Origin of the sequence: Mycobacterium sp. 852002-51152_SCH6134967, assembly GCF_001667105.1 — a bacterium.
GTDB lineage: Bacteria > Actinomycetota > Actinomycetes > Mycobacteriales > Mycobacteriaceae > Mycobacterium > Mycobacterium neumannii_A.
On record NZ_LZIK01000068.1, the window covers coordinates 129,576 to 150,212 of the forward strand.

19 protein-coding genes are annotated in these 20,637 nt (G+C 69.0%); 9 read left to right on the plus strand and 10 right to left on the minus strand.

All coding sequences use genetic code 11. The features are described from left to right. Positions 1-35: 35 nt before the first annotated feature. A complete protein-coding gene (locus A5790_RS21735) occupies positions 36-1,451 on the minus strand; it encodes an NAD(P)H-quinone dehydrogenase (RefSeq protein WP_066849118.1) in 1,416 nt (471 codons plus the stop codon). 65 nt (positions 1,452-1,516) lie between these two features. On the opposite strand from A5790_RS21735, the gene A5790_RS21740 reads away from it, so the two are divergent. Next, positions 1,517-1,990, plus strand: a complete 474-nt coding sequence (locus A5790_RS21740; protein ID WP_064394215.1) for a gamma-glutamylcyclotransferase — start codon at positions 1,517-1,519, stop codon at positions 1,988-1,990. Between the two features lie 67 nt (positions 1,991-2,057). Here A5790_RS21740 and A5790_RS21745 read toward each other — a convergent pair whose 3' ends face one another. The 3 genes from A5790_RS21745 to A5790_RS21755 form a co-directional block, all read right to left on the minus strand. After that, the gene (locus A5790_RS21745; protein WP_066849121.1) at positions 2,058-2,945 is read right to left on the minus strand and encodes a hypothetical protein; all 888 of its coding nucleotides are present in this window, start codon (positions 2,943-2,945) and stop codon (positions 2,058-2,060) included. Between the two features lie 165 nt (positions 2,946-3,110). After that, positions 3,111-4,283, minus strand: a complete 1,173-nt coding sequence (locus A5790_RS21750) for an amidohydrolase (RefSeq protein ID WP_066849124.1) — start codon at positions 4,281-4,283, stop codon at positions 3,111-3,113. Next, a complete protein-coding gene (locus A5790_RS21755; RefSeq protein WP_066849127.1) occupies positions 4,280-5,461 on the minus strand; it encodes a M20 family metallopeptidase in 1,182 nt (393 codons plus the stop codon). The genes A5790_RS21750 and A5790_RS21755 overlap by 4 nt, the downstream gene beginning before the upstream one ends. A 56-nt stretch (positions 5,462-5,517) precedes the next feature. On the opposite strand from A5790_RS21755, the gene A5790_RS21760 reads away from it, so the two are divergent. Together A5790_RS21760 and A5790_RS21765 are read left to right on the plus strand one after the other, a co-directional pair. Further along, positions 5,518-6,312, plus strand: a complete 795-nt coding sequence (locus A5790_RS21760; RefSeq protein WP_066849133.1) for a purine-nucleoside phosphorylase — start codon at positions 5,518-5,520, stop codon at positions 6,310-6,312. 49 nt (positions 6,313-6,361) lie between these two features. Beyond that, on the plus strand, positions 6,362-7,990 hold the full coding sequence (locus A5790_RS21765; RefSeq protein WP_066849137.1) for a phospho-sugar mutase: 1,629 nt from the start codon (positions 6,362-6,364) through the stop codon (positions 7,988-7,990). 10 nt (positions 7,991-8,000) lie between these two features. Here the strand turns inward: A5790_RS21765 and upp are convergent, their stop codons facing one another. Further along, entirely contained in the window at positions 8,001-8,624 is a 624-nt protein-coding gene (upp, locus tag A5790_RS21770) for a uracil phosphoribosyltransferase (RefSeq protein ID WP_066849140.1), read from the minus strand. Between the two features lie 50 nt (positions 8,625-8,674). Between upp and A5790_RS21775 the strand changes: the two genes are divergently transcribed. Together A5790_RS21775 and A5790_RS21780 are read left to right on the plus strand one after the other, a co-directional pair. After that, positions 8,675-8,965, plus strand: a complete 291-nt coding sequence (locus A5790_RS21775) for a type VII secretion target (RefSeq protein ID WP_066849143.1) — start codon at positions 8,675-8,677, stop codon at positions 8,963-8,965. A 2-nt stretch (positions 8,966-8,967) separates the two neighbouring features. Beyond that, positions 8,968-10,086, plus strand: coding sequence for a C40 family peptidase (locus tag A5790_RS21780; RefSeq protein WP_066849145.1), 1,119 nt, complete (start codon positions 8,968-8,970; stop codon positions 10,084-10,086). A gap of 38 nt (positions 10,087-10,124) precedes the next feature. Here the strand turns inward: A5790_RS21780 and A5790_RS21785 are convergent, their stop codons facing one another. Next, positions 10,125-11,708 carry a GTPase gene (locus A5790_RS21785; protein WP_066849148.1) on the minus strand — a complete coding sequence of 528 codons (1,584 nt, stop codon included), beginning with the start codon at positions 11,706-11,708 and terminating at the stop codon, positions 10,125-10,127. Then, on the minus strand, positions 11,705-13,372 hold the full coding sequence (locus tag A5790_RS21790; RefSeq protein ID WP_082961845.1) for a dynamin family protein: 1,668 nt from the start codon (positions 13,370-13,372) through the stop codon (positions 11,705-11,707). Before A5790_RS21790 ends, A5790_RS21785 begins: the two co-directional genes overlap by 4 nt. Positions 13,373-13,509: 137 nt before the next feature. Between A5790_RS21790 and A5790_RS21795 the strand changes: the two genes are divergently transcribed. Then, on the plus strand, positions 13,510-14,775 hold the full coding sequence (locus A5790_RS21795; RefSeq protein WP_066849153.1) for a primosomal protein: 1,266 nt from the start codon (positions 13,510-13,512) through the stop codon (positions 14,773-14,775). Between the two features lie 88 nt (positions 14,776-14,863). Here the strand turns inward: A5790_RS21795 and A5790_RS21800 are convergent, their stop codons facing one another. From A5790_RS21800 to A5790_RS21810, 3 genes are read right to left on the minus strand one after another with little or no spacing between them, the layout of a single operon-like run. Continuing rightward, positions 14,864-15,952 (minus strand): adenosine deaminase, encoded by a 1,089-nt coding sequence (locus A5790_RS21800; protein ID WP_066849156.1) that lies wholly within the window; start codon positions 15,950-15,952, stop codon positions 14,864-14,866. A 14-nt stretch (positions 15,953-15,966) separates the two neighbouring features. After that, positions 15,967-17,274, minus strand: coding sequence for a thymidine phosphorylase (locus tag A5790_RS21805; RefSeq protein WP_066849160.1), 1,308 nt, complete (start codon positions 17,272-17,274; stop codon positions 15,967-15,969). Next, positions 17,271-17,693: a cytidine deaminase gene (locus A5790_RS21810; RefSeq protein WP_066849163.1), complete on the minus strand. Its 423-nt coding sequence runs from the start codon at positions 17,691-17,693 to the stop codon at positions 17,271-17,273. Before A5790_RS21810 ends, A5790_RS21805 begins: the two co-directional genes overlap by 4 nt. Positions 17,694-17,953: 260 nt before the next feature. On the opposite strand from A5790_RS21810, the gene sdhC reads away from it, so the two are divergent. The 3 genes from sdhC to sdhA are packed head-to-tail and all read left to right on the plus strand — an operon-like array spanning position 17,954 to position 20,632. Then, complete coding sequence (gene sdhC, locus A5790_RS21815) at positions 17,954-18,376, plus strand: succinate dehydrogenase, cytochrome b556 subunit (protein ID WP_082696446.1); 423 nt, start codon at positions 17,954-17,956, stop codon at positions 18,374-18,376. Beyond that, positions 18,373-18,864, plus strand: coding sequence for a succinate dehydrogenase hydrophobic membrane anchor subunit (locus tag A5790_RS21820; RefSeq protein ID WP_197696858.1), 492 nt, complete (start codon positions 18,373-18,375; stop codon positions 18,862-18,864). The genes sdhC and A5790_RS21820 overlap by 4 nt, the downstream gene beginning before the upstream one ends. 13 nt (positions 18,865-18,877) lie before the next feature. After that, positions 18,878-20,632 (plus strand): succinate dehydrogenase flavoprotein subunit, encoded by a 1,755-nt coding sequence (sdhA, locus tag A5790_RS21825; protein ID WP_066849167.1) that lies wholly within the window; start codon positions 18,878-18,880, stop codon positions 20,630-20,632. The last annotated feature ends 5 nt before the right edge of the window (positions 20,633-20,637 follow it).

A 20,637-nucleotide genomic window follows, 5' to 3' on the forward strand; every position in this document is an offset into this window, starting at 1 on the left:
TCGTGGGTACGCTCGCCCGTCCAGGCTACGTGGACTCAGTCCAGATCGTCGTGCGCCATCAGGCGGCGGCCTGCTTCGGTGATCGACCCGGACAGCGACGGGTAGACCGAGAACGTCTGCGCCAGATCCTCGACGTCGTTGCCGTTCTGCACGGCCAGCGCGATCGGCATGATCAGCTCCGATGCGATCGGCGCGACCACCACACCGCCGATCACCACTCCGGTCGCCGGGCGGCAGAAGATCTTGACGAAACCGCGCCGCAGGCTCGACATCTTGGCGCGGGCGTTGGTGTTGAGCGGCAGCGTGATCGTTCGCGCCGCCACCGATCCGTCGTCGATTCTGGACTGCGGCACCCCCACCGCGGCGATCTCGGGCCGGGTGAACACCGCCGCGGCGACCGTCCGCAACCGGATCGGTTCGAGCCCCTCGCCCAGCACGTGGTACATCGCGATGCGGCCCTGCATGGCGGCCACCGACGCCAGCAGCATCAGGCCCGTGCAGTCACCGGCGGCGTAGATGCCGGGCACCCCCGTGCGCGACACCCGGTCGACCTTCAGATAGTCGCCCTCACCGAGCTCGATGCCCACCCGTTCGAGGCCAAGGCCGCTGGTGTTGGGCACCGACCCGACCGTCATCAACGCGTGGCTGCCCTCCACGGTGCGCCCGTCGGTCATCGTGACCAGCACGCCGGAGCCGTTGCGCGTGACCGACTGGGCGCGCGCGTTCTTGACCAACGTCACACCGCGATCGCTCAGCGCGTCCTCGAGCACGGCGGCGGCGTCGGAGTCCTCGTGCGGCAGGATCTGGTCGCGGCTGGCGACCACCGTCACCTTGACCCCGAGTTCGGTGTAGGCGTTGACGAACTCCGCGCCGGTGACACCGGAGCCGACGACGACGAGGTGTTCGGGCAGTTCGTCGAGGTCGTAGAGCTGGCGCCAGTTGAGGATGCGTTCGCCGTCGGGTTCGGCGCCGGGCAGCACGCGGGGGCTGGCGCCGGTGGCGATCAGCACGACGTCGGCCTTGATCGTGCTGACGGTGCCGTCGTGCTCGGTCACCTTGACCGTGTGGGTCGCCATCCCCGCCATGTCGTCGACCAGTTCACCGCGGCCGGCGATCAGCGTGACGCCGTCGTTGCGCAGCCGTTCGGCGATGTCGGCGGACTGCGCGGCGGCCAGCGTCTTGACCCGCTCGTTGAGCTTGGACAGCGCGATCTCGGCGTCGGAGAACTCCAGCGCATACCCGAGGTCGGGGGCCCGACGCAGTTCGGTGCGCACACCGGTGGACGCGATGAACGTCTTCGACGGGACACAGTCCCACAGCACGCAGGCGCCGCCGATGCCGTCGGAGTCGATGACGGTGACCTCGGCAACTTCGGGTCCACGGGCCGCGGCGACCAGTGCGGCCTCATAGCCGGCGGGCCCGCCGCCGATGATCACGATGCGGGTTGCCACGTCCCCAACCTAACGAAGCGGGAGGTTGATCGCCCGCGCGGCGCGCGAACCCTTAGTCTTTCCTGGTGCCGCTCTATGCCGCTTACGGATCGAACATGCATCCGGAGCAGATGTTGCAGCGCGCACCTCATTCTCCGATGGCGGGAACGGGCTGGCTGTACGGCTGGCGTCTGACGTTCGGCGGGGCGGACATCGGCTGGGAGGGTGCGCTCGCCACCGTCGTCGAGGATCCGACGTCGAAGGTCTTCGTCGTGCTCTACGACATGACCAAGGACGACGAGTCCAACCTGGATCGCTGGGAAGGCTCGGAACTCGGGTTCCACAAGAAGATCCGCTGCCGGGTGCATCGCATCTCGTCGGACACCGACTTCGAGCCCGTGCTCGCCTGGCTGTACGTGGTGGACGCGTGGGAGGGTGGTCTGCCGTCGGCGCGCTATCTCGGCGTGATGGCCGACGCCGCCGAAATCGCAGGCGCGCCAGCCGAATACGTGCACCATCTGCGGACCCGACCCGCACTCAACATCGGCCCGGGCTCCTAGTCCCTGTGCCGCGAGCGACCGTGTCTGTCCCGCGACACGCCGTACTTCGCGGACAATTCGCGGTCGCTCACGCCGCGCGAGCGCGCCGAAGCTGTCTGTCGATGCGGTCGACCAACTGCCACTGCCGGTGGCGGACGTCGTCGAAAACAATCGCAATCACCGTCCAGCCGACGTCGAGCAGCGCTGCACTCCGCCTGCGGTCGCGCCGCATGGCCTCGGGGTCGCTGTGCCAATCGACGCCGTCGTATTCGACGGCTACGTGCACGTCGGGCCACGCGAAGTCCAGGCGCCGCAGCTCACCGTTACCGTCAGCGACCCCGTACTGAAGCTCGGGTGTCGGCAGGCCACCGTCGATCATCGCGAGGCGCGCTTCGCTCTCCATCGGCGACTCCGAACGCGCGTCGGCCAGGGCGATCAACTCCCGCACGGCGACGATGCCGCGTCGCCCCGCCTGGGCGACCGCGGCCCGCCACAACTCGGTCCGATTGCAGGTGCCGCTGCGCAGAGCCGCGTCCAAGGTGGCCAGTGCCCTCGGGCGGCGTTGGGAGCGGGCGACTTCCACGGCGGTCCACGCCGGCGTCGTTGCCCGTCTGCCGCTGACGACACCCAGCGGCGCACCCTCACGACGATGAACGACCAAGCCGTCGCTCGACCGCAACCGTGAGCCCGGCGGGCTGAGCACGTGGAGGTCGGCCGGCTCCTCGGTATCGAAGCCGTACAACGCCGCGGCCGTGTGCAGGCACGCCGCGACCGGCCTTCCGCAGCGGAAGTCGAGCCCCCGCAACCGCAACATGTCGTCGGGTTCGTCCAGACAGTAGACGCCCGGCCAAAGTCGTTGCAGCGGACCGGTTTCGAGCGCTTTCTCGAAACTCCGTCTGGTCATGTGCTGCAGAATCTGGCCGCTGGACGCCAGTCCTGCCTGGGCGCTGAAGAGTCGCAGCAACTCTGGGTTCACCCGCCGATCGTCAACGAGGAACGCTCATCGGCCGCGGGTGTCGCACGCGAATGTGGATGAAGCGCGCTTTGGGGACGATCAACCGCCGCGAGCGACCGCTTACTGTCCGCTCATAGCGGCGTGTCGCGGGGCAGACACGGTCGCTCGCGGGGCAGAGGGCAGGGCCTAGAACGCGGCGGCGTGGTCGATGATGTTGACGAGCACCCGCACGCCCACCGCGAGCGCGCGCTCGTCGAGGTCGAACGTCGGCTGATGCAAATCCAACTGGGGTCCTCGACCCGTCCACACACCCAGCCGGGCCATGGCGCCCGGCACTTCCTCCAGGTACCACGAGAAATCCTCGCCGCCACCGGACTGCCGGGTGTCGGCCAGCACGTCGGGGCCGATCGCCTCGATCGCATGGGTGAGGATGCGTGTCGAGATCTCCTCGTTGACCACCGGCGGCACACCGCGACGGTACTGCACCGTATGCTCGACGTGCAGCGGCGCCAACAAAGACGAAATGATCTCCCGCACAATCGCTTCGAGCGTTTCCCAGGTGTCGCGGCTCGCGGTCCGGATGGTGCCCGCCAACGTCCCCGTCTGCGGGATCGCGTTCGCGGCGACGCCCGCGTTCACCGCACCCCACACCATCACGGTGCTGTTGCGCGGATCGATGCGACGCGACAGCACGCCAGGCACGCCGGTGATCAACGTGCCGAGCCCGTAGACGAGGTCGCCGGTGAGATGCGGTCGCGAGGTGTGACCGCCGGGCGAATGCAACGTCACCTCGAGCTGATCGGCGGCCGACGTGATGGGGCCGGGCCGCATCGCCACCTTTCCGACCGCCAGCCGCGGGTCACAGTGCAACGCGAAGATCCGCGACACCCCCGACAGCGCGCCCGCGGCGATCGCGTCGATCGCGCCGCCCGGCATCAGCTCCTCGGCGGCCTGGAAGATCAGCCGCACCCCGACGGGAAGTTCGGGCACCGACGCCAGCGCCAGCGCCGCGCCCAGCAGGATCGCGGTGTGCGCGTCGTGCCCGCAGGCGTGCGAGACGCCCGGCACCAGCGACGCGTAGGGCGCGCCGGTGCGGTCGGCCATCGGCAACGCGTCCATATCGGCACGCAAAGCGATCCGCGGCCCGTGCTCGGGCCCGAAGTCGCACGTCAAGCCGGTGCCACCGGGCAGCACCTTCGGGTTCAGGCCCGCGTCGGCCAGCCGGGATGCGACGAACTGCGTGGTCGCGAACTCCTGGCGCCCCAACTCCGGATGCATGTGGATGTGGCGGCGCCACTCGACGAGATCGTCGAAGTGGGCCGAGAGCCACCGGGCGGCGGCGTGGGGCAGCACGCTCACGATGCCCGCCTCGCTTGCAGTTCCAGTACCCGGTCGCGTTCGTGGGGCGTCTCGGCCAACCGCACAACCGTGCGGGCCAGCATGACCGCGCCCTCGACGACCGCCTTGTCGGCGCTCGGGCTCGCCGCGGCCTCGGTGAACGCGGGCTGGTGTACCGACGCACCGCCCGCATCGATGCCCACGATCGGGTGGATTCCGGGCATCATCTGCGTGACGTTGCCCATATCGGTGCTGCCCAGCGGCAACGCCGCCTCCAGTTCGGGAGAAACCGGCTCGCGGCCCATCCGCTGCATCTCGGCGCGGAACGTCTCGGCCAGCCAGGTGTCCGGGGTCAGTTCGTGGTAGCTGGGTTCGGTCTCGGCGACGTCGTGGCCGCAACCGGTGGCCACCGCCCCGGCCAGGAAGCAGTCCGCCATCCGCTGTTCGAGGTCGCGCAGAGACGTCGCGTCGTTGGCCCGCATCGTGTACTGCATCTCGGCGCGCGCCGGGATGACGTTGGTGGCCTGGCCGCCGTCGGTGACGATGCCGTGCGCCATCTGGCCCGGCGCCATCTGCTGGCGCAGCAGCCCGATCGCCACCTGCGCGACGGTGATCGCATCGGCGGCGTTAATGCCGAGGTACGGCGCCACCGCGGCGTGGGCTTCCCTGCCCTCGTACCGGACCGCAACCTGCGACAGTGCCAGCGAGCGCGCGGCCGCGATGTCGAGCGGACCGGGGTGCAGCATCACCGAGGCGGCGACGTCGTCGAACGTGCCCGCGTTCAGCATCAGCACCTTCCCGCCGCCCGCCTCCTCGGCAGGCGTGCCGAGAAGCACCACCGTCAATCCCAGCCGGTCGGCCACGTCCGCCAAGGCCAAGGCGGCGCCGACGGCTGAGGCCGCAATGATGTTGTGCCCACAGGCGTGCCCGATACCGGGCAGCGCGTCGTACTCGGCACAGATGCCCACGACGAGCGGCCCGCTGCCGTATTCGGCGCGAAACGCCGTCTCGAGCCCCGCGGGCGCCCGTGTCACCTCGAATCCGTACTCAGCGACCAGCGTCTGGGTCTTGGCGCAGCTGCGGTGTTCGGCGAACGCGAGTTCGGGCTCGGCGTGGATGGAATGCGAAAGTTCGACCAGGTCGTCACGGCGTCGGCGGACGGCGTCCTCAACGACGTCCGACGCGGTGGGTGCTGGCATCTTGGCAGTATCTCACTGCGGCCGAGCGCCGGGTTCGACAGATAAGCTCGCCCACTGTGACCGATGCCCAGGCAGTGGCCGTCGAATCGGCCGAAGCGCTGGCCGAGCGCACCGGCGTCGACCGCCACGACGTCGCCGTCGTGCTCGGTTCGGGCTGGGCGCCTGCGGTGGAACCACTGGGCGATCCGGTCGCCGTCGTGCCGGTCGCGGAGTTGCCACGGTTCGCGCCACCGACGGCCGAGGGACACGGCGGCCAGGTGTTGTCGATGCGCATCGCCGATCACCGAGTGCTGGTCTTCGTGGGCCGCATCCACCCCTACGAGGGCCACGACCTGCGCCACGTCGTGCATCAGGTCCGCGCCGCCTGCGCTTCCGGAGTGCACACGATCGTGTTGACCAACGCCGCGGGTGGGCTGCGCGAGGACTTCACCGTCGGACAGCCGGTGCTGATCAGCGACCACCTCAACCTGACCGGACGGTCACCGCTGGTGGGTGCTCGGTTCGTCAACATGGTCGACGCGTACGCCCCGCGCCTGCGCGAGCTCGCCAGGGAGATCGACCCGACGCTGGTCGACGGCGTCTACGCCGGCCTGCCGGGGCCGCAGTACGAGACGCCCGCCGAGATCCGGATGCTGCGCACCGTGGGCGCCGACCTCGTCGGGATGTCGACCGTGCACGAGACCATCGCGGCCCGCGAAGCCGGCGCGCAGGTGCTGGGAGTCTCGCTGGTCACGAACCTCGCGGCGGGCATGACCGGGCAGCCGTTGAACCACGAAGAGGTGCTAGAGGCCGGCCGTCAGTCGGCGACGCGGATGGGCACCCTGCTGGCGGCGGTCATCGCCCGGCTTTGAGGTCGAAGTCGCCGGAATATGCGGCCGTGAAACTGGGCACACTAACCGCATGACTGCGTCGCCGGCCACAAGTACTGCGCAGGAGTGGATCTCTCATGACCCGGATCCCAAGACGGCCGCCGAGCTCTCGGAGTGTTCTGATGAAGAGCTCGAGCAGCTGTTCGCACACCCCTTGACGTTCGGCACCGCCGGTCTGCGCGGGCCGTTGCGCGGGGGCCCCGGCGGAATGAACCTCGCCGTCGTGCTGCGTGCCAGCTGGGCGGTGGCCAAGGTGCTCAAGGACCGAGGCCTGGCCGGCCAGGACGTGATCGTGGGGCGCGACGCCCGGCACGGGTCCGACGACTTCGCGCTGGCGGCCGCCGAAGTGCTTGCCGCGCAGGGCTTTCCTGTGACCTTGTTCTTCACCGCCGTGCCCACGCCGACCCTCGCGTTCGCGGTGCGCCATCGCCCCGCGGCTGCGGGTATCCAGATCACCGCTTCGCACAATCCGCCGTCCGACAACGGCTTCAAGGTGTTCTTCGGCGGCGGGTTCCCGATCAACTCGCCCACCGACCGTGAAATCGAGGCGGCCATGGCCGAGGCGCCGCACGCCGACGAGATTCCCCGGCAGGAGGTCACCCCGGGCGGCGTCGACGAAGTGCAGCGCTACGTCGAACGCGCCGCGAGTGTCCGGCACACCCACGGAGCGGTCCGCATTGCGTTCACCCCGCTGCACGGTGTGGGCGGGGAACTTGCGCTCGACGCGTTCGTCCGCGCCGGGCTGCCCGACGTGCACGTCGTCGATGCGCAGTTCGCACCCGACCCCGACTTCCCCACCGTCTCCACGGCCAACCCCGAAGAACCCGAGGCGGTCGAAGCGGTCCTGAGATTGGCCCGCGAAGTCGACGCAGAAGTCGCGATAGCACTGGACCCCGACGCCGACCGATGTGCGGTCGGCGTTCCCACGTCCGACGGGTGGCGGATGCTCTCCGGCGACGAAACGGGTTGGCTGCTCGGCGATTACATCCTCTCGCAGATCGAGCCGGGACCGGTGATGGAGACGACGGTCGTGGCCAGCACCCTGGTGTCGTCGCGCATGCTCGCGGCGATCGCGCGCGAGCGCGGTGCACAGCACGTCGAGACGCCCACCGGCTTCAAGTGGCTGTCCCGAGCCGACGTCGACCTGCCCGGCAGCACGCTGGTGTACGCCTATGAAGAAGCGATCGGGCACTGCGTCGATCCGTCCGCGGTCCGGGACAAGGACGGCATCAGCGCGGCGGTGTTGATCTGCGATCTGATCGTCGCGCTGCGCGACCGCGGGCACACACTGCTCGATGCACTCGAGGACCTGGCCCGCCGCCACGGTGTGCACACCACGACCGCGGTGTCGCGACTCGTCGAGGACACCCACGAGACCGCCGAGGTGATGAAACGTCTGCGGGAGACACCACCCGAGAGCATCGCCGGATACGACGTGACCGTCACCGACCTGCTGCCCGAAGAGGGCACCGACGCATTGGTCATGTCCGGAGGCGATGACGACGTCTCGGTGCGCATCGTCGTGCGGCCCTCCGGTACCGAACCGAAGGTGAAGTCCTACATCGAGGTTCGCTGTAGCGACGTCAACGATCTGGTCGGGGCCCAGCAGCGGGCCCGGGGCCTGCAGGACGAGCTGCGGGGGGTCGCCGAGCGTTGGTGACCGTCAGGCACTAACGCGGACCGAACTGGCGGTCCCCCGCGTCGCCGAGGCCCGGCACGATGTAGGCGATGTCGTTGAGGCATTCGTCGATCGTCGCGGTGACCAGCCGGATGTCCGGAGCCGCCTTCTCCAGTGCGGCAAGGCCTTCGGGGGCCACGACGACGCAGACCGCCGTGACGTCAACGGCCCCGCGCGAATACAGCAGTTCGACGGTGTGCACCATCGATCCGCCCGTCGCGAGCATCGGGTCCAGCACGATCACCGGCTGCGTGCTCAAATCCTCGGGCAGGGACTCCAAATACGGTGTCGGCTGATGCGTTTCCTCGTTGCGTGCCACGCCGACGAAGCCGACGCGCGCCTCGGGTATCAGCGCGTGCGCCTGGTCCACCATGCCGAGGCCGGCGCGCAACACCGGCACGAGCAGCGGCGGATTGGCTAGTCGGCAGCCGGTCGTCTCGGTGAGGGGGGTGCGCACCGGCACGGTTTCGACCGCGGCGTCGCGGGTGGCCTCGTACACCAGCATCAGCGTGAGATCGCGCAGTGCCGCCCGGAAGGCGGCGTTGTTGGTGTTCTCGTCGCGCAGAGTGGTCAGTCGCGCGGCCGCCAGCGGGTGATCGACCACGCGCACATCCATGGGGCGACCATAGCGGGAACCGAGGGTCGCCGCGCCGCGTCCTACTCCATATGCACGCTGACACCGACGCGGTCCGAGCATTGGCCGCGACCACCGCCGCGCATGCCGACGAACTGTCCGCCATCGCCTCGAAGCTCGCCGCCCTCACCACATCCGCTGCTGCATTCGGACCCGTAGGCCGGCGGTTCCTCGCGGCGCTGGCCGCCGCCGTCGAGTGTGAGGCCCGCATGGTGGCTTCGCTGCGCGATCACGCGTCGGCGAGCGGTCAGGCCGCATACCGGACCGCGCTCGCCTATGACGACGCCGACGACCGCGTGGGCGCCAGGGTCCTTGGCCTCTGACGATGCCCAACGCCTTGGTCGCGGGGCTGGCGGCGCCCCTGCGGAACGTCCAGTCGCTGGTCGGGTCGGGATCGCATGCCGAGCTCACGACCGCACTGCGCGATGCGCACAACGCACTGCGGGAGGTGTCGGCGTCAGTCGGCCAGGCGTGGGGCCGCGCGGCGCAGCACTGGGCGGGCGCGGGTGCTGATGCGGCCGCGGGCGTGTTCAACGCCGCCGTCGCACAAACCGACGAGCTCGCGCAGCGGGTGGGGCGGCTCGGCACGGCGGCTGAGGCAGCCGGCGCCGCGGTGGCGCGGGCTCGTGAGCGCCTGAGCGACATCGTGGACAGCTTCGAGGCGCGGGCGGCCGCGCTCGAGCCGTTCCTCGACTCGCCGGGGGTGACGGAGGAGCTGGTCGCCGAGGCGCGGCGATCACTAGATGAGGCCCTGGCGGTCGTCGAGGAATTGCGCGCCGAACTGGACGGGTATGCCGCAGGTCTTCCCGCTGCAGCGTCGACGCCGGCTGCCGGGTTGGCACCGACCGCGCCGGCGGGGTTCACCGGCCCGTCGGCGCCGTCGCCGGGTTTCGGCGGTGGTGGTGCGGGACTGCCGACCGGCGCCGGAGGGCTGGGTTCGCCGTCAGGCGGGTTCGGTGCGAACCCGGCGGGGCTGGCCTCGCTGGTGCGCGACGTCGCCGAGTTGTCCCGTCCCGAGGCTCCGACCCCGGACGCGGCGACCTTCGGCGACGGTGTGGCGGTGCGGTTACCCGATGGCAGCACGGCGACCGCACCGAACGCGACGGCGGCGAGCGCCGTCAGGTATGCCCTGACCCAACTGGGGGTCCCGTACGACTGGGGCGGCACCACGCCGGGCGTCGGACTGGACTGCAGCGGCTTGACGCAGTGGGCCTACTCCGAAGCCGGTTTGGCCCTGCCACGGTTGGCGCAGGAACAGGATGTCGGCGCGCCCGTGTCGCCGGGCGACCTGAGGCCTGGTGACCTCGCGGTCTGGGACGGCCACGTGGCGATGGTGGTCGGCAACGGCCAGATGATCGAGGCCGGCGACCCGGTGAAGTTGTCGCCGATCCGGACGACGAACGCCGGGCAGGGCTTCCAGGGGTTCTGGCGGCCGACGGCTTAACCGCAGCACCACGGTTTTCCGCGTAGCTTTGGGGCGCCTCAGCGACTGCCGAGGCGGTGGACAGCCGCCGACAGTTGCTCGTACACGGCCAGTTCCGCCCGCAGCGGTGCCAGGATGAGCTCCTCTCCCACCGCGTCCACCCGCCGCCGCAGTTCCGCTGCCGCTCGTCGCCTGCGCCGCGCCGCACCCACCGCAACGAAGGGCCGAATGATCACCCGCAGCGCCATGCCGAGGGCGAGTCCGCCGACGAGAAGCACTGTGGGCCAGGCGAATGGTCCGAGTGACGGGGCCTCGACATCGATCTGCAGGTAGGCCAACACGGCAATCACCCCAAGTGACGCTCCGCCCACAACCGCCGCGGCGAGCAACGCCCACTGGAGCGCGCCGACCAACGCCCACCACCGCGGCGCACGGTCCAGGCCGAGGTTGGTTCCGCCGACGACTCGGTCGAGCGCATCGGGCACGTCTGGCGTCCGAGACTTGGCTGCCTCCAACATTTTACGAGGCCACGGTGCCGGCAGCCCAGCCGACGCGACGTCGGCCAGCGAGCGGACGGCGGTGTCAACTGCCGCGCGCGAGGCCGCAGACGCCGACGGTAACGACGTGCGACGAAGTACTTTGTCATGCCCGTCGAGCTGACTTATTCCTAACCGCCGCAACGGATCTGGCCGCACTTTGGCCAGCCAGCGCAGCGGTGGCCAACCGACCGCGGCCAACCCGCGTCGATCATAGGCCCGGCCGACCGCGGCCACGACGGTGGGAACACCGGCCGCGGCCGCCAGCGCGCTCTGCAGCCGTCGTCCGCCGTCGCGCAGCGCGGGATCGGACCGCCGCTCCGGTATCAGCGGGGCAAGGCGGGCGGCTGTCGCATCCAGATCCGCGCTGACCCGCGCGGTCCGGGCTCGATGGTTGGCCACGGTGGCGGCCAAGAAGTCGTGCAGGGGGGCCACCCCGTCGGGTGTGACCGCCGACGTCGCCAGCACGGGCACCCCGGCCAACCCGTCGTCGGCCAGCAGCCGGTGGAGGTCGCGCACACACGCGTCCACATCGGAAGACAAGAGCCGGTCGGACTGGTTGAGCACTACCGCCATGACATCTCGGTGCGCGGCCAGCGGTCGCAGATAGGAGTCGTGTAGCACCGCGTCTGCGTACTTCTGCGGATCGAGCACCCAGACAAAGGCGTCGACAAGGCGCACCAGCCGGTCCACCTCGGCCCGATGGGACAACTCGGTGGAGTCGTGATCCGGCAGGTCGAGCAGCACCAGGCCGGACCACTCCGGGGCCGCCGACGCATCGCTGTACTGTCGAGTCCCGATCTCCAACCAATCCAACAGTTCCGTTGCGCCCGAACGCCCGAACACAACGGCCTGGGTCGCCGACGTCGTCGGCCGGCGTACCCCGACCGCGGCCAAAGGCGCGCCGACGATGGCGTTGAACAACGACGACTTCCCGCTGCCGGTCGCGCCGGCCAACGCAACCACGGTGTTCTCGCCCGACAGCCGTAACCGAGTTCCGGCACGCTGGTCCAGGTTTCGCAGTTCGGCGAGCAGCTCGTCGGGAAGGCGACCGTCGCCCAGCGCGGTGATCGCCGACAACGCCGCCAGGCGATCGGTCAGCGTCACCGCAGCACCGCCGCCATGCGATCGGCGGCCGCTCGCAACTGGTCACCGGAGATCATCGTCGACGCCGCCCCGAGCACCTCGTCGTACCGAGCGGCGTCCTGGTGCAACAGCCCGTCGACACGGACCAGCAGCTCCTCGCGGGCCCGCCGGGCCAAGCCGCGGACCGCTTGCTCGCCGAAGATCGCCTCGAGGACCTTCTGGCTGGCCACCGTCGTGCCGCCCGCCACCGCTATCTCCGCGCCAGTCAGCCCGGCCGTCTGGCTGAACACCGCCAACATGACCACCAGTCCCGCACCATTGACGCCGTAGGAGGCCAGTCGTGCCCCCGTCCGCTTCGACGCGCCCTCCGTACGCACAAGTTCGAGCACAAACTCCTGCCAGTCACGGACCATCCGCTCCACGGCCTCGGCCAGCCCGGCAGCGGGACGGGCCAATGCGTCGGTCAGCAGGCTTGCTCCGGCCTGGTGCCGGGCCCAGCAGCCGTACGCCGTCTCGGTGGCGTCCTCCACTGCGGCCTGAACAACCGTCGCGATGCCGGACTCCAATGCTGAACCCAGTTCCTCGACGGGGGTGGGCCGCCCGCTAACCGCGGCCACCACCCGGTCGCGGATTCGGCCGACGCGCGACTCCAGTTTGCGCAGGAACTCGCCGGTTCCGACGACGTCCTGCCAGCGAGCCAGCACCTCGCCGCGCAGCAACGCGCCATCGCGGATCGCCTCTTCCACCCGCGCCAGCGCGCCCGCATAGGACGAAGACACGCACGACTCCAGCTGCTTGCGCACCGCGGCCTGCTCATCGGCCGCCTCGGCCAACGCATACGTCCGAGGCGCGAGGCTGCGGAGTGCCCCGTCCAAGGTGTAGCGGACCACCGCGGCACGCTGCTCCGCATCCGCGGTCAGGCTCGCCAGCCACGAGCGGATTGGGGCGATCGCCTTCTCCCGCAACAGCCCGCCTCGTAACGACTGCTCGGCGATAACGAACAGCGGCGCGCCTCCCAACCCATTGGCTGCGAGCATGTCCGACAGGTGCGCACCGATGTCCTTCACCGCTTCCGGCGGGCAGCGGTCGAGCACGATGGCGATCGCCGTCCCCCGGTCCCGCGCTGTGTGCAGCAGCTGCCAGGGCACCGCGTCGGCGTAGCGGGCCGCGGTCGTCAGGAAGATCCACAGGTCGGCGGCGGCCAGCAGGGTGGCCGCGAGCTCCCGGTTCGTGCTCACCACGCTGTCGATGTCCGGAGCGTCGAGCAGCGCGAGCCCGGGGCCGATACCTTGATTCGTCGCCAACCGCAGGCCATCCGGCCCCGACGAGCGCGGCAACTGCGGCAGGATCCGATTGTCGGTGAACCACATCAGGTCTGTGGGATGGCACACGATCACCGGCCCCCGGGTGGTTGGCCGCAGCACACCTGCCGGGCTCACATCGACACCGACCAATGAGTTGATCAGCGTCGACTTCCCGGCGCCCGTGGAGCCACCGACGACCGCCAGCAGCGGGGCGTCGATACTGCGCAACCGAGGAATCAGATAGTCGGCCAGCTGCCCGGCCAGCTCGCGGCGGTCACGCTCGGCCGGCCACGCCGACGGCGCAGGTAGCGGAAATGTCGTCCGTGCCAACACCTGGCTCAGGTCGACCACCGCATCGACCAGGTCGGTGGCTTCCGTCATCACGCCAGCCTGCCCTAGGTGCTCCCGAAGGTGGGCTGATTTCGCGCGCCGACCACACGAACCCTCCGAAGCGGCTCGCTACCGTTGGGCCCTGCTCTGCGTAGGGGCGTGCGGGTCGAGTGGCTATCCTGTGCCGCATGGCTGCTGACATCGTGGCGATCCGGCTCGGCTTGACCAAGGGCGACCTCTACACGTTGTGGGCTCCACGCTGGCGTGATGGCGGCGACGAGTGGGAGGCGTTCCTCGGCAAGGACGAGGATCTGTACGGGTTCGAGTCGGTCGCCGACCTGGTCGCGTTCGTCAGGACCGACAAGGACAACGATCTGGTCGATCACCCCGCATGGACCAAGATCACCGAGGCCAACGCCCACCGCCTGGACCCCGCCGAGGTGCACCACTACGACGTCATCGGCGTGCCGGAGATCGTCGCGGAGAAGGTCAGCGAGGACGCGGTTCGGCAGCTGCACCGCACACTGGTGATCGTCTCGTCGCTCGGCTCGGTGTGCGAACTTCCGGTCGTCACAAGGTTTTTCAACGGCAACCCGGTGCTGGGCACTCTCGGCGGCGGGATCGAGGCCTTCTCCGGCCGCAGCGGACGTAAGCGGTGGGGCGAGATCGAGGCGGTCATCGCCCGGGCCTGGGACAACGTCGTCGACGCGCTCGACGAGGTGATCACACTCCCCGACGTCGACGCCGCCGCCTCGCAGAAGGCCGAAGCCGAGCTGGCCGAGCCTGCGCCGGAACCCGAAGACGACGAGCTGATCGACTCGGTCTCCGAGGTCGACGACACCGAGGAGTCCGAGGAGGAGTCCGACGCCCTGACCACCCAGGCGCAGAGCCAGGTGCTGGGCAGCGACGAGGACTTCTGGCTCAAGGTCGGCATCGATCCGGTCCGGTTGATGACCAGCGCGGGCACCTACTACACGCTGCGCTGCTACCTCGACGACCAGCCGGTCTTCCTCGGCCGCAATGGGCGCATCAGCGTGTTCGGCTCCGAGCGGGCGCTGGCGCGTTATCTGGCCGACGAACACGACCACGACCTGTCCGGTCTGGCCACCTACGACGACATCCGCACGGCGGCCACCGACGGCTCGCTGCAGGTCGAAATCACCGACGACAACGTCTACGTGTTGACCGGCATCGTCGACGACCTCGCAGACGGGCCCGACGCGCTCGACCGCGACCAACTCGAGCTCGCCGTCGAATTGCTCCGCGACGTCGGCGACTACTCGGAAGACACGACCGTCGACCAGACCCTCGATCCGGACCAACCGCTCGGCAGGCTGATCGCCCACGTCCTGGAACCCGACACCGTCCGCGCACCGAGCCCGCCGTACGCCAAGGCCGTCGAGCAGTGGGAGGCGTTGGAGGCGTTCGTCGAGTCCCGGCTTCGCCCCGAATAGGGGCAGGCCTTCGCCGCGAGCGACCGCAAACTGTCACGCGCACGCGGCGTGTCGGTGCGCAAACACGGTCGCTCGCGCGAAAAGGAACTCAGCCGATCAGGACCGCGTAGCGCGGTTTGATCACGTCGTCGATGATCGACAGGCGCTCGTCGAACGAGATGAATGCCGACTTCATCGCATTGATCGTGAACCGCTGTAGATCGCTCCAGCCGTAGCCGAAGGTCTCGACCAAACGCAGCATCTCCTGGCTCATCGTCGTGTCGCTCATCAACCGGTTGTCGGTGTTGACGGTGACGCGGAAGCGCAGCCGGGCCAGCAGGTCGAACGGATGCTCGGCGATGCTGGCGACCGCACCGGTCTGGACGTTGGACGAGGGACACATCTCGAACGGGATCCGCTTGTCGCGCAGCAGCGCCGCGAGCCGGCCCAGTTGCGCGGTGCCATCGGGTGCGACGGTGATGTCATCGACGATGCGCACACCGTGGCCGAGGCGGTCGGCGCCGCAGTAGGCGATCGCCTCGTGAATCGACGGCAGACCGAAGGCCTCCCCCGCGTGAATCGTGAAGCGCGCGTTGTTGCCTCGCATGTACTCGAAGGCGTCGAGATGCCGTGTGGGCGGATGGCCGGCTTCTGCGCCCGCGATGTCGAAACCGACAACGCCCTTGTCGCGAAAGCGGATCGCCAATTCGGCGATCTCCAGGGAGCGCGCCGCGTGCCGCATCGCGGTCACCAAACAGCGCACGGTGATGGTCCGCCCTTCGGCGCTGGCCGCCTTCTCACCGTCGGCGAACCCGGCCATCACCGCGTCGACGACCGCGTCCAGCGACAGTCCACCATCGATGTGCAGTTCGGGAGCGAAGCGGATCTCGGCGTAGACGACGTTGTCGGCGGCCAGGTCCTCGACGCATTCGTAGGCCACCCGGTGCAGCGCCTCGGGGGTCTGCATGACGCCGACGGTGTGGGCGAACGGCTCCAGATAGCGCACCAGCGAACCGCTGTGCGCGGCGGTGCGGAAGAACGTCGCCAGCTCGTCGACATCGGTGGCCGGAAGGTCGTCGTATCCGGTCGCCTCGGCCAGCTCGAGGACGGTCGCCGGGCGCAGCCCGCCGTCCAGGTGGTCGTGCAGCAGCGCCTTGGGCGCTTGCCTGATCGAGTCCAGCGTCAGCGGCGTCGTCATCTCGCTCTCCGGTTCTAGTCTCCGCTCGTGATTCGGTCGATGATCAGCGGACGCGGCGGCGGCGCGGCGTCACCGACGGCCCAGTTGCCGTCCAGTTCGGCGATCGCCCGCTCGAAACGGCCGGGGGTCTCGGTGTAGAGCGTGAACAGCGGCTCCCCGGCGCTCACCGGTTCGCCCACCCGCCGGTGGATGTACATCCCGGCGCCCGGCTGGACCCGCTCACCAGGAGCGGAGCGGCCCGCTCCGAGCCGCCACACCGCCAGACCCACCGCCATCGCGTCGATGCTCTCCATCCTGCCATCGCGCGGCGCCGTGATGGTCTCGGTGTGGCGGCCGACGGGCAGGTCCCCTGCCAGATCACCGCCCTGCGCGGCGACGAGTTCGCGGAACCGGTCCATCGCCGAGCCGTCCTGAAGGGTCTGGGCCGGATCCACACCGTCGAGGCCCGCGGCGTCCAGCATCTCGGCTGCCAGCGTCAGCGTGAGCTCCACCACGTCGGGCGGGCCGCCACCGGCGAGCACCTCCAGCGATTCGGCCACCTCCACGGCATTGCCGACGGCGCGGCCCAGCGGCGTGGACATGTCGGTCAGCACCGCCCGGGTGGCCAGGCCGTGTGCGGTGCCCAGTTCGACCATCGTGCGGGCGAGTTCCCGCGACTCCTCCTCGCTCTTCAGAAACGCGCCGGAACCGACCTTGGTGTCGAGCACCAGGGCGTCGGCGCCCTCGGCGATCTTCTTGCTCATCACCGAGCTCGCGATCAGCGGCAGCGACTCCGTGGTCGCCGTGATGTCGCGCAGCGCGTAGATCTTCCGGTCGGCGGGCGCCAACTCACCCGCGGCGAAGATCGCGGCACCCAGATCGCAAAGCTGTTGGCGGATCTGGTGTTTCGAGATCTCGGCGGTGAACCCCGCAATGGACTCGAGCTTGTCGAGGGTGCCGCCGGTATGGCCGAGTCCGCGGCCGGCGGCCTGCGGCACCGCCCCGCCGCAGGCCATCACCACGGGCACCAGCGGGATGGTGATCTTGTCCCCCACACCACCGGTGGAGTGCTTGTCCACCAACGCCAGAGGCTTACCGCCCCGGCGGAGATCGCTGAAGTCCAGCCGCTCGCCGGAGTCGACCATCGCCGCCGTCCAACGGGCGATCTCGGCCGGCGTCATACCGCGTAGGAAGATCGCCATCAGCAACGCCGACATCTGCTCGTCGGCCACGCGGCCCTGGGTGTAGGCGTCGACCACCCAGTCGATCGCCGCGTCCGAGAGCGCCCCGCCGTCGCGCTTGGTCCGGATCACCGACGGTGCATCAAATGTGAACTGCGTCACGGAGTTTCCTCACCTCCCGACCGGTCCCGCCGGGCGAGGTCCTGTGGCCCGAACGCGTCGGGCAGCAGATCGGCCAGCGGCCGCGGTCCGCTCGGATGGTCGATCAGCATCGCGGGCCCGCCGTGTTCGAGCAGCACCTGACGGCACCGGCCGCACGGCATGAGCAGCTCCCCGGCCGCGTCGACGCACGACAGCGCGATCAGGCGTCCACCGCCGCTCGAATGCAGGTCGCAGACCACCGCGCACTCCGCGCAGAGACCAAGACCATATGAGACATTTTCCACATTGCAACCAGTCACCACACGTCCGTCGTCGACCAGGGCGGCCGCGCCCACCGCGAAGCGCGAATATGGCGCGTAGGCGTTCTCAGATACTTGTGTTGCCTTACGGCGCAACCTATTCCAGTTGATCTCCGACATCGTCTCACCCTCGCCAGGCCGGTTCTGAATGCATTCCGATGCCCCCTCCTCGGAGCCGGAGATCGGAATAGGCAACCCTAACTTCGGCGTTTTTCAAGACATCGACGGCTAAACCGTAGTTCGTTTAGCAGTACGACTGGGTTTAGAGTCGCCGCTGAGGTTTGGGTGAAGTGCGCCAACCGGAACCGACCGCCAGGAAGGAACCTGCCACCCGGTGCAGCTCCGAAGCCCAATCGTCCACCGAAGGCGTTGGAGGCCAGATGAGTACTGCGACACCCGAGAGCCCAGCCGCTCCACGATCGCGACCGTCGCGCAGGCGAACCCTCTACCGCGGGGATCCCGGAATGTGGTCGTGGGTCCTACACCGCATCACCGGTGCGACGATCTTCTTCTTCTTGTTCGTTCACGTGCTCGATACGGCGCTGGTGCGGGTCAGCCCGCAGGCCTATAACGAGGTCATCGAGACCTACAAGACTCCGCTGATCGGACTGATGGAGATCGGGCTGGTCGTCGCCGTGCTCTACCACGCCCTCAACGGCGTTCGGGTGATTCTCATCGACTTCTGGCAGCACGGCGCGCGCTATCAGCGGGTGATGCTCTGGGTGGTGGTCGGCGTCTTCCTGGCGATTTTCATCCCGTCGCTGGGCATCATCGGCATGCACATGGCGGAGCGGTTCCTGTGAGCGCGCCGGCCGGCGGGTCCTCGGGAGCCTGGACGCCGCACCACCGCGAAGGCCGCGTAGCCCCGGTGATGCAGAAGGAACACGACAGGCCGGCCGGTCTGGACCACCCGCGAGCACCACGGCGTCCGCGCGGTATCCCCTACTTCGAGAAGTACGCCTGGCTGTTCATGCGGTTCTCGGGCGTCGCGCTGGTCTTCCTGGCGCTCGGCCACCTGTTCGTGATGCTGATGTGGGAGGACGGCGTCTACCGCATCGACTTCAACTACGTCGCCGAACGCTGGGCGTCTCCGTTCTGGCAGATCTGGGACATGGCGTTGCTGTGGCTGGCCCAGCTGCACGGGGCCAACGGCCTGCGGACCATCATCGGTGACTACGCACGCAAGAACACCACGAAGTTCTGGCTGAACTCGGTGCTGCTGCTGGCGACGGGGTTCACCCTGGTCCTGGGTAGCTACGTGCTGGTGACCTTCGACGCGAACATCTCATGAGGGTGAGCTTCACATGATTGTTGAACATCGCTACGACGTCGTCATCGTCGGCGCGGGTGGCGCCGGGATGCGCGCGGCGGTGGAGGCGGGTCCGCGGGCCCGCACCGCGGTGCTGACCAAGCTGTACCCGACGCGCAGCCACACCGGTGCGGCCCAGGGCGGCATGTGCGCCGCGCTGGCCAACGTCGAAGAGGACAACTGGGAGTGGCACACCTTCGACACGGTCAAGGGCGGCGACTACCTCGCCGACCAGGACGCGGTCGAGATCATGTGCAGGGAAGCCATCGACGCGGTGCTGGACCTCGAGAAGATGGGGATGCCGTTCAACCGGACCCCCGAGGGCCGCATCGACCAGCGCCGTTTCGGCGGGCACACCCGCGACCACGGCAAGGCTCCGGTGCGCCGGGCGTGTTACGCCGCCGACCGCACCGGCCACATGATCCTGCAGACGCTGTATCAGAACTGCGTCAAGCACGACGTCGAGTTCTTCAACGAGTTCTACGCGCTGGACATCGCGATCACCGAGACCCAGGCCGGGCCGGTGGCCACCGGCGTCATCGCCTATGAGCTGGCCACCGGGGACATCCACGTCTTCCACGCCAAGGCCATCGTGTTCGCCACCGGTGGCTCGGGGCGGATGTACAAGACGACCTCCAACGCGCACACCTTGACCGGGGATGGTCTGGGCATCGTCTTCCGCAAGGGACTTCCTCTGGAGGACATGGAATTTCACCAGTTCCATCCGACCGGTCTGGCCGGCCTCGGCATCCTGATCTCCGAGGCGGTGCGCGGCGAGGGTGGCCGGTTGTTGAACGGTGATGGCGAGCGCTTCATGGAGCGCTACGCGCCGACGATCGTCGACCTGGCACCACGCGACATCGTCGCCAGGTCGATGGTGCTCGAGGTGCTCGAGGGCCGTGGCGCGGGGCCCAACAAGGACTACGTCTACATCGACGTGCGCCACCTCGGCGAGGACGTCCTCGAGGCCAAGCTGCCCGACATCACCGAATTCGCCCGCACCTACCTGGGCGTCGACCCGGTCAAGGAGTTGGTGCCGGTCTACCCGACGTGCCACTACGTGATGGGCGGCATCCCGACCAACGTCAACGGCCAGGTGCTGCGCGACAACACGACGATCATCCCCGGCCTCTACGCCGCGGGTGAATGCGCGTGCGTGTCCGTCCACGGCGCCAACCGCCTGGGCACCAACTCGCTGCTGGACATCAACGTGTTCGGCCGTCGCGCCGGCATCGCCGCGGCCAATTACGCACTGGGACACGACCACGTCCCGCTTCCGCAGAATCCGGCGGGCATGGTGGTCGACTGGGTCGGCGACATCCTCTCCGAGCACGGCAACGAGCGCGTCGCCGACATCCGCGGCGCCCTGCAGCAGTCGATGGACAACAACGCCGCGGTGTTCCGCACCGAGGAGACGCTGAAGCAGGCGCTGACCGACATCCACGCACTCAAGGAGCGGTACTCGCGAATCACGGTGCACGACAAGGGCAAGCGCTACAACAGCGATCTGCTCGAGGCGATCGAGCTCGGCTTCCTGCTCGAGCTCGCCGAGGTCACCGTCGTTGGGGCGTTGAACCGCAAGGAATCTCGCGGCGGACATGCCCGCGAGGACTACCCCAACCGCGACGACACCAACTACATGCGCCACACCATGGCCTACAAGGAGGGTGCGGATCTGCTGTCCGACATCCGGCTGGACTACAAGCCCGTGGTTCAGACCCGCTATGAGCCGATGGAACGGAAGTACTGATCAAT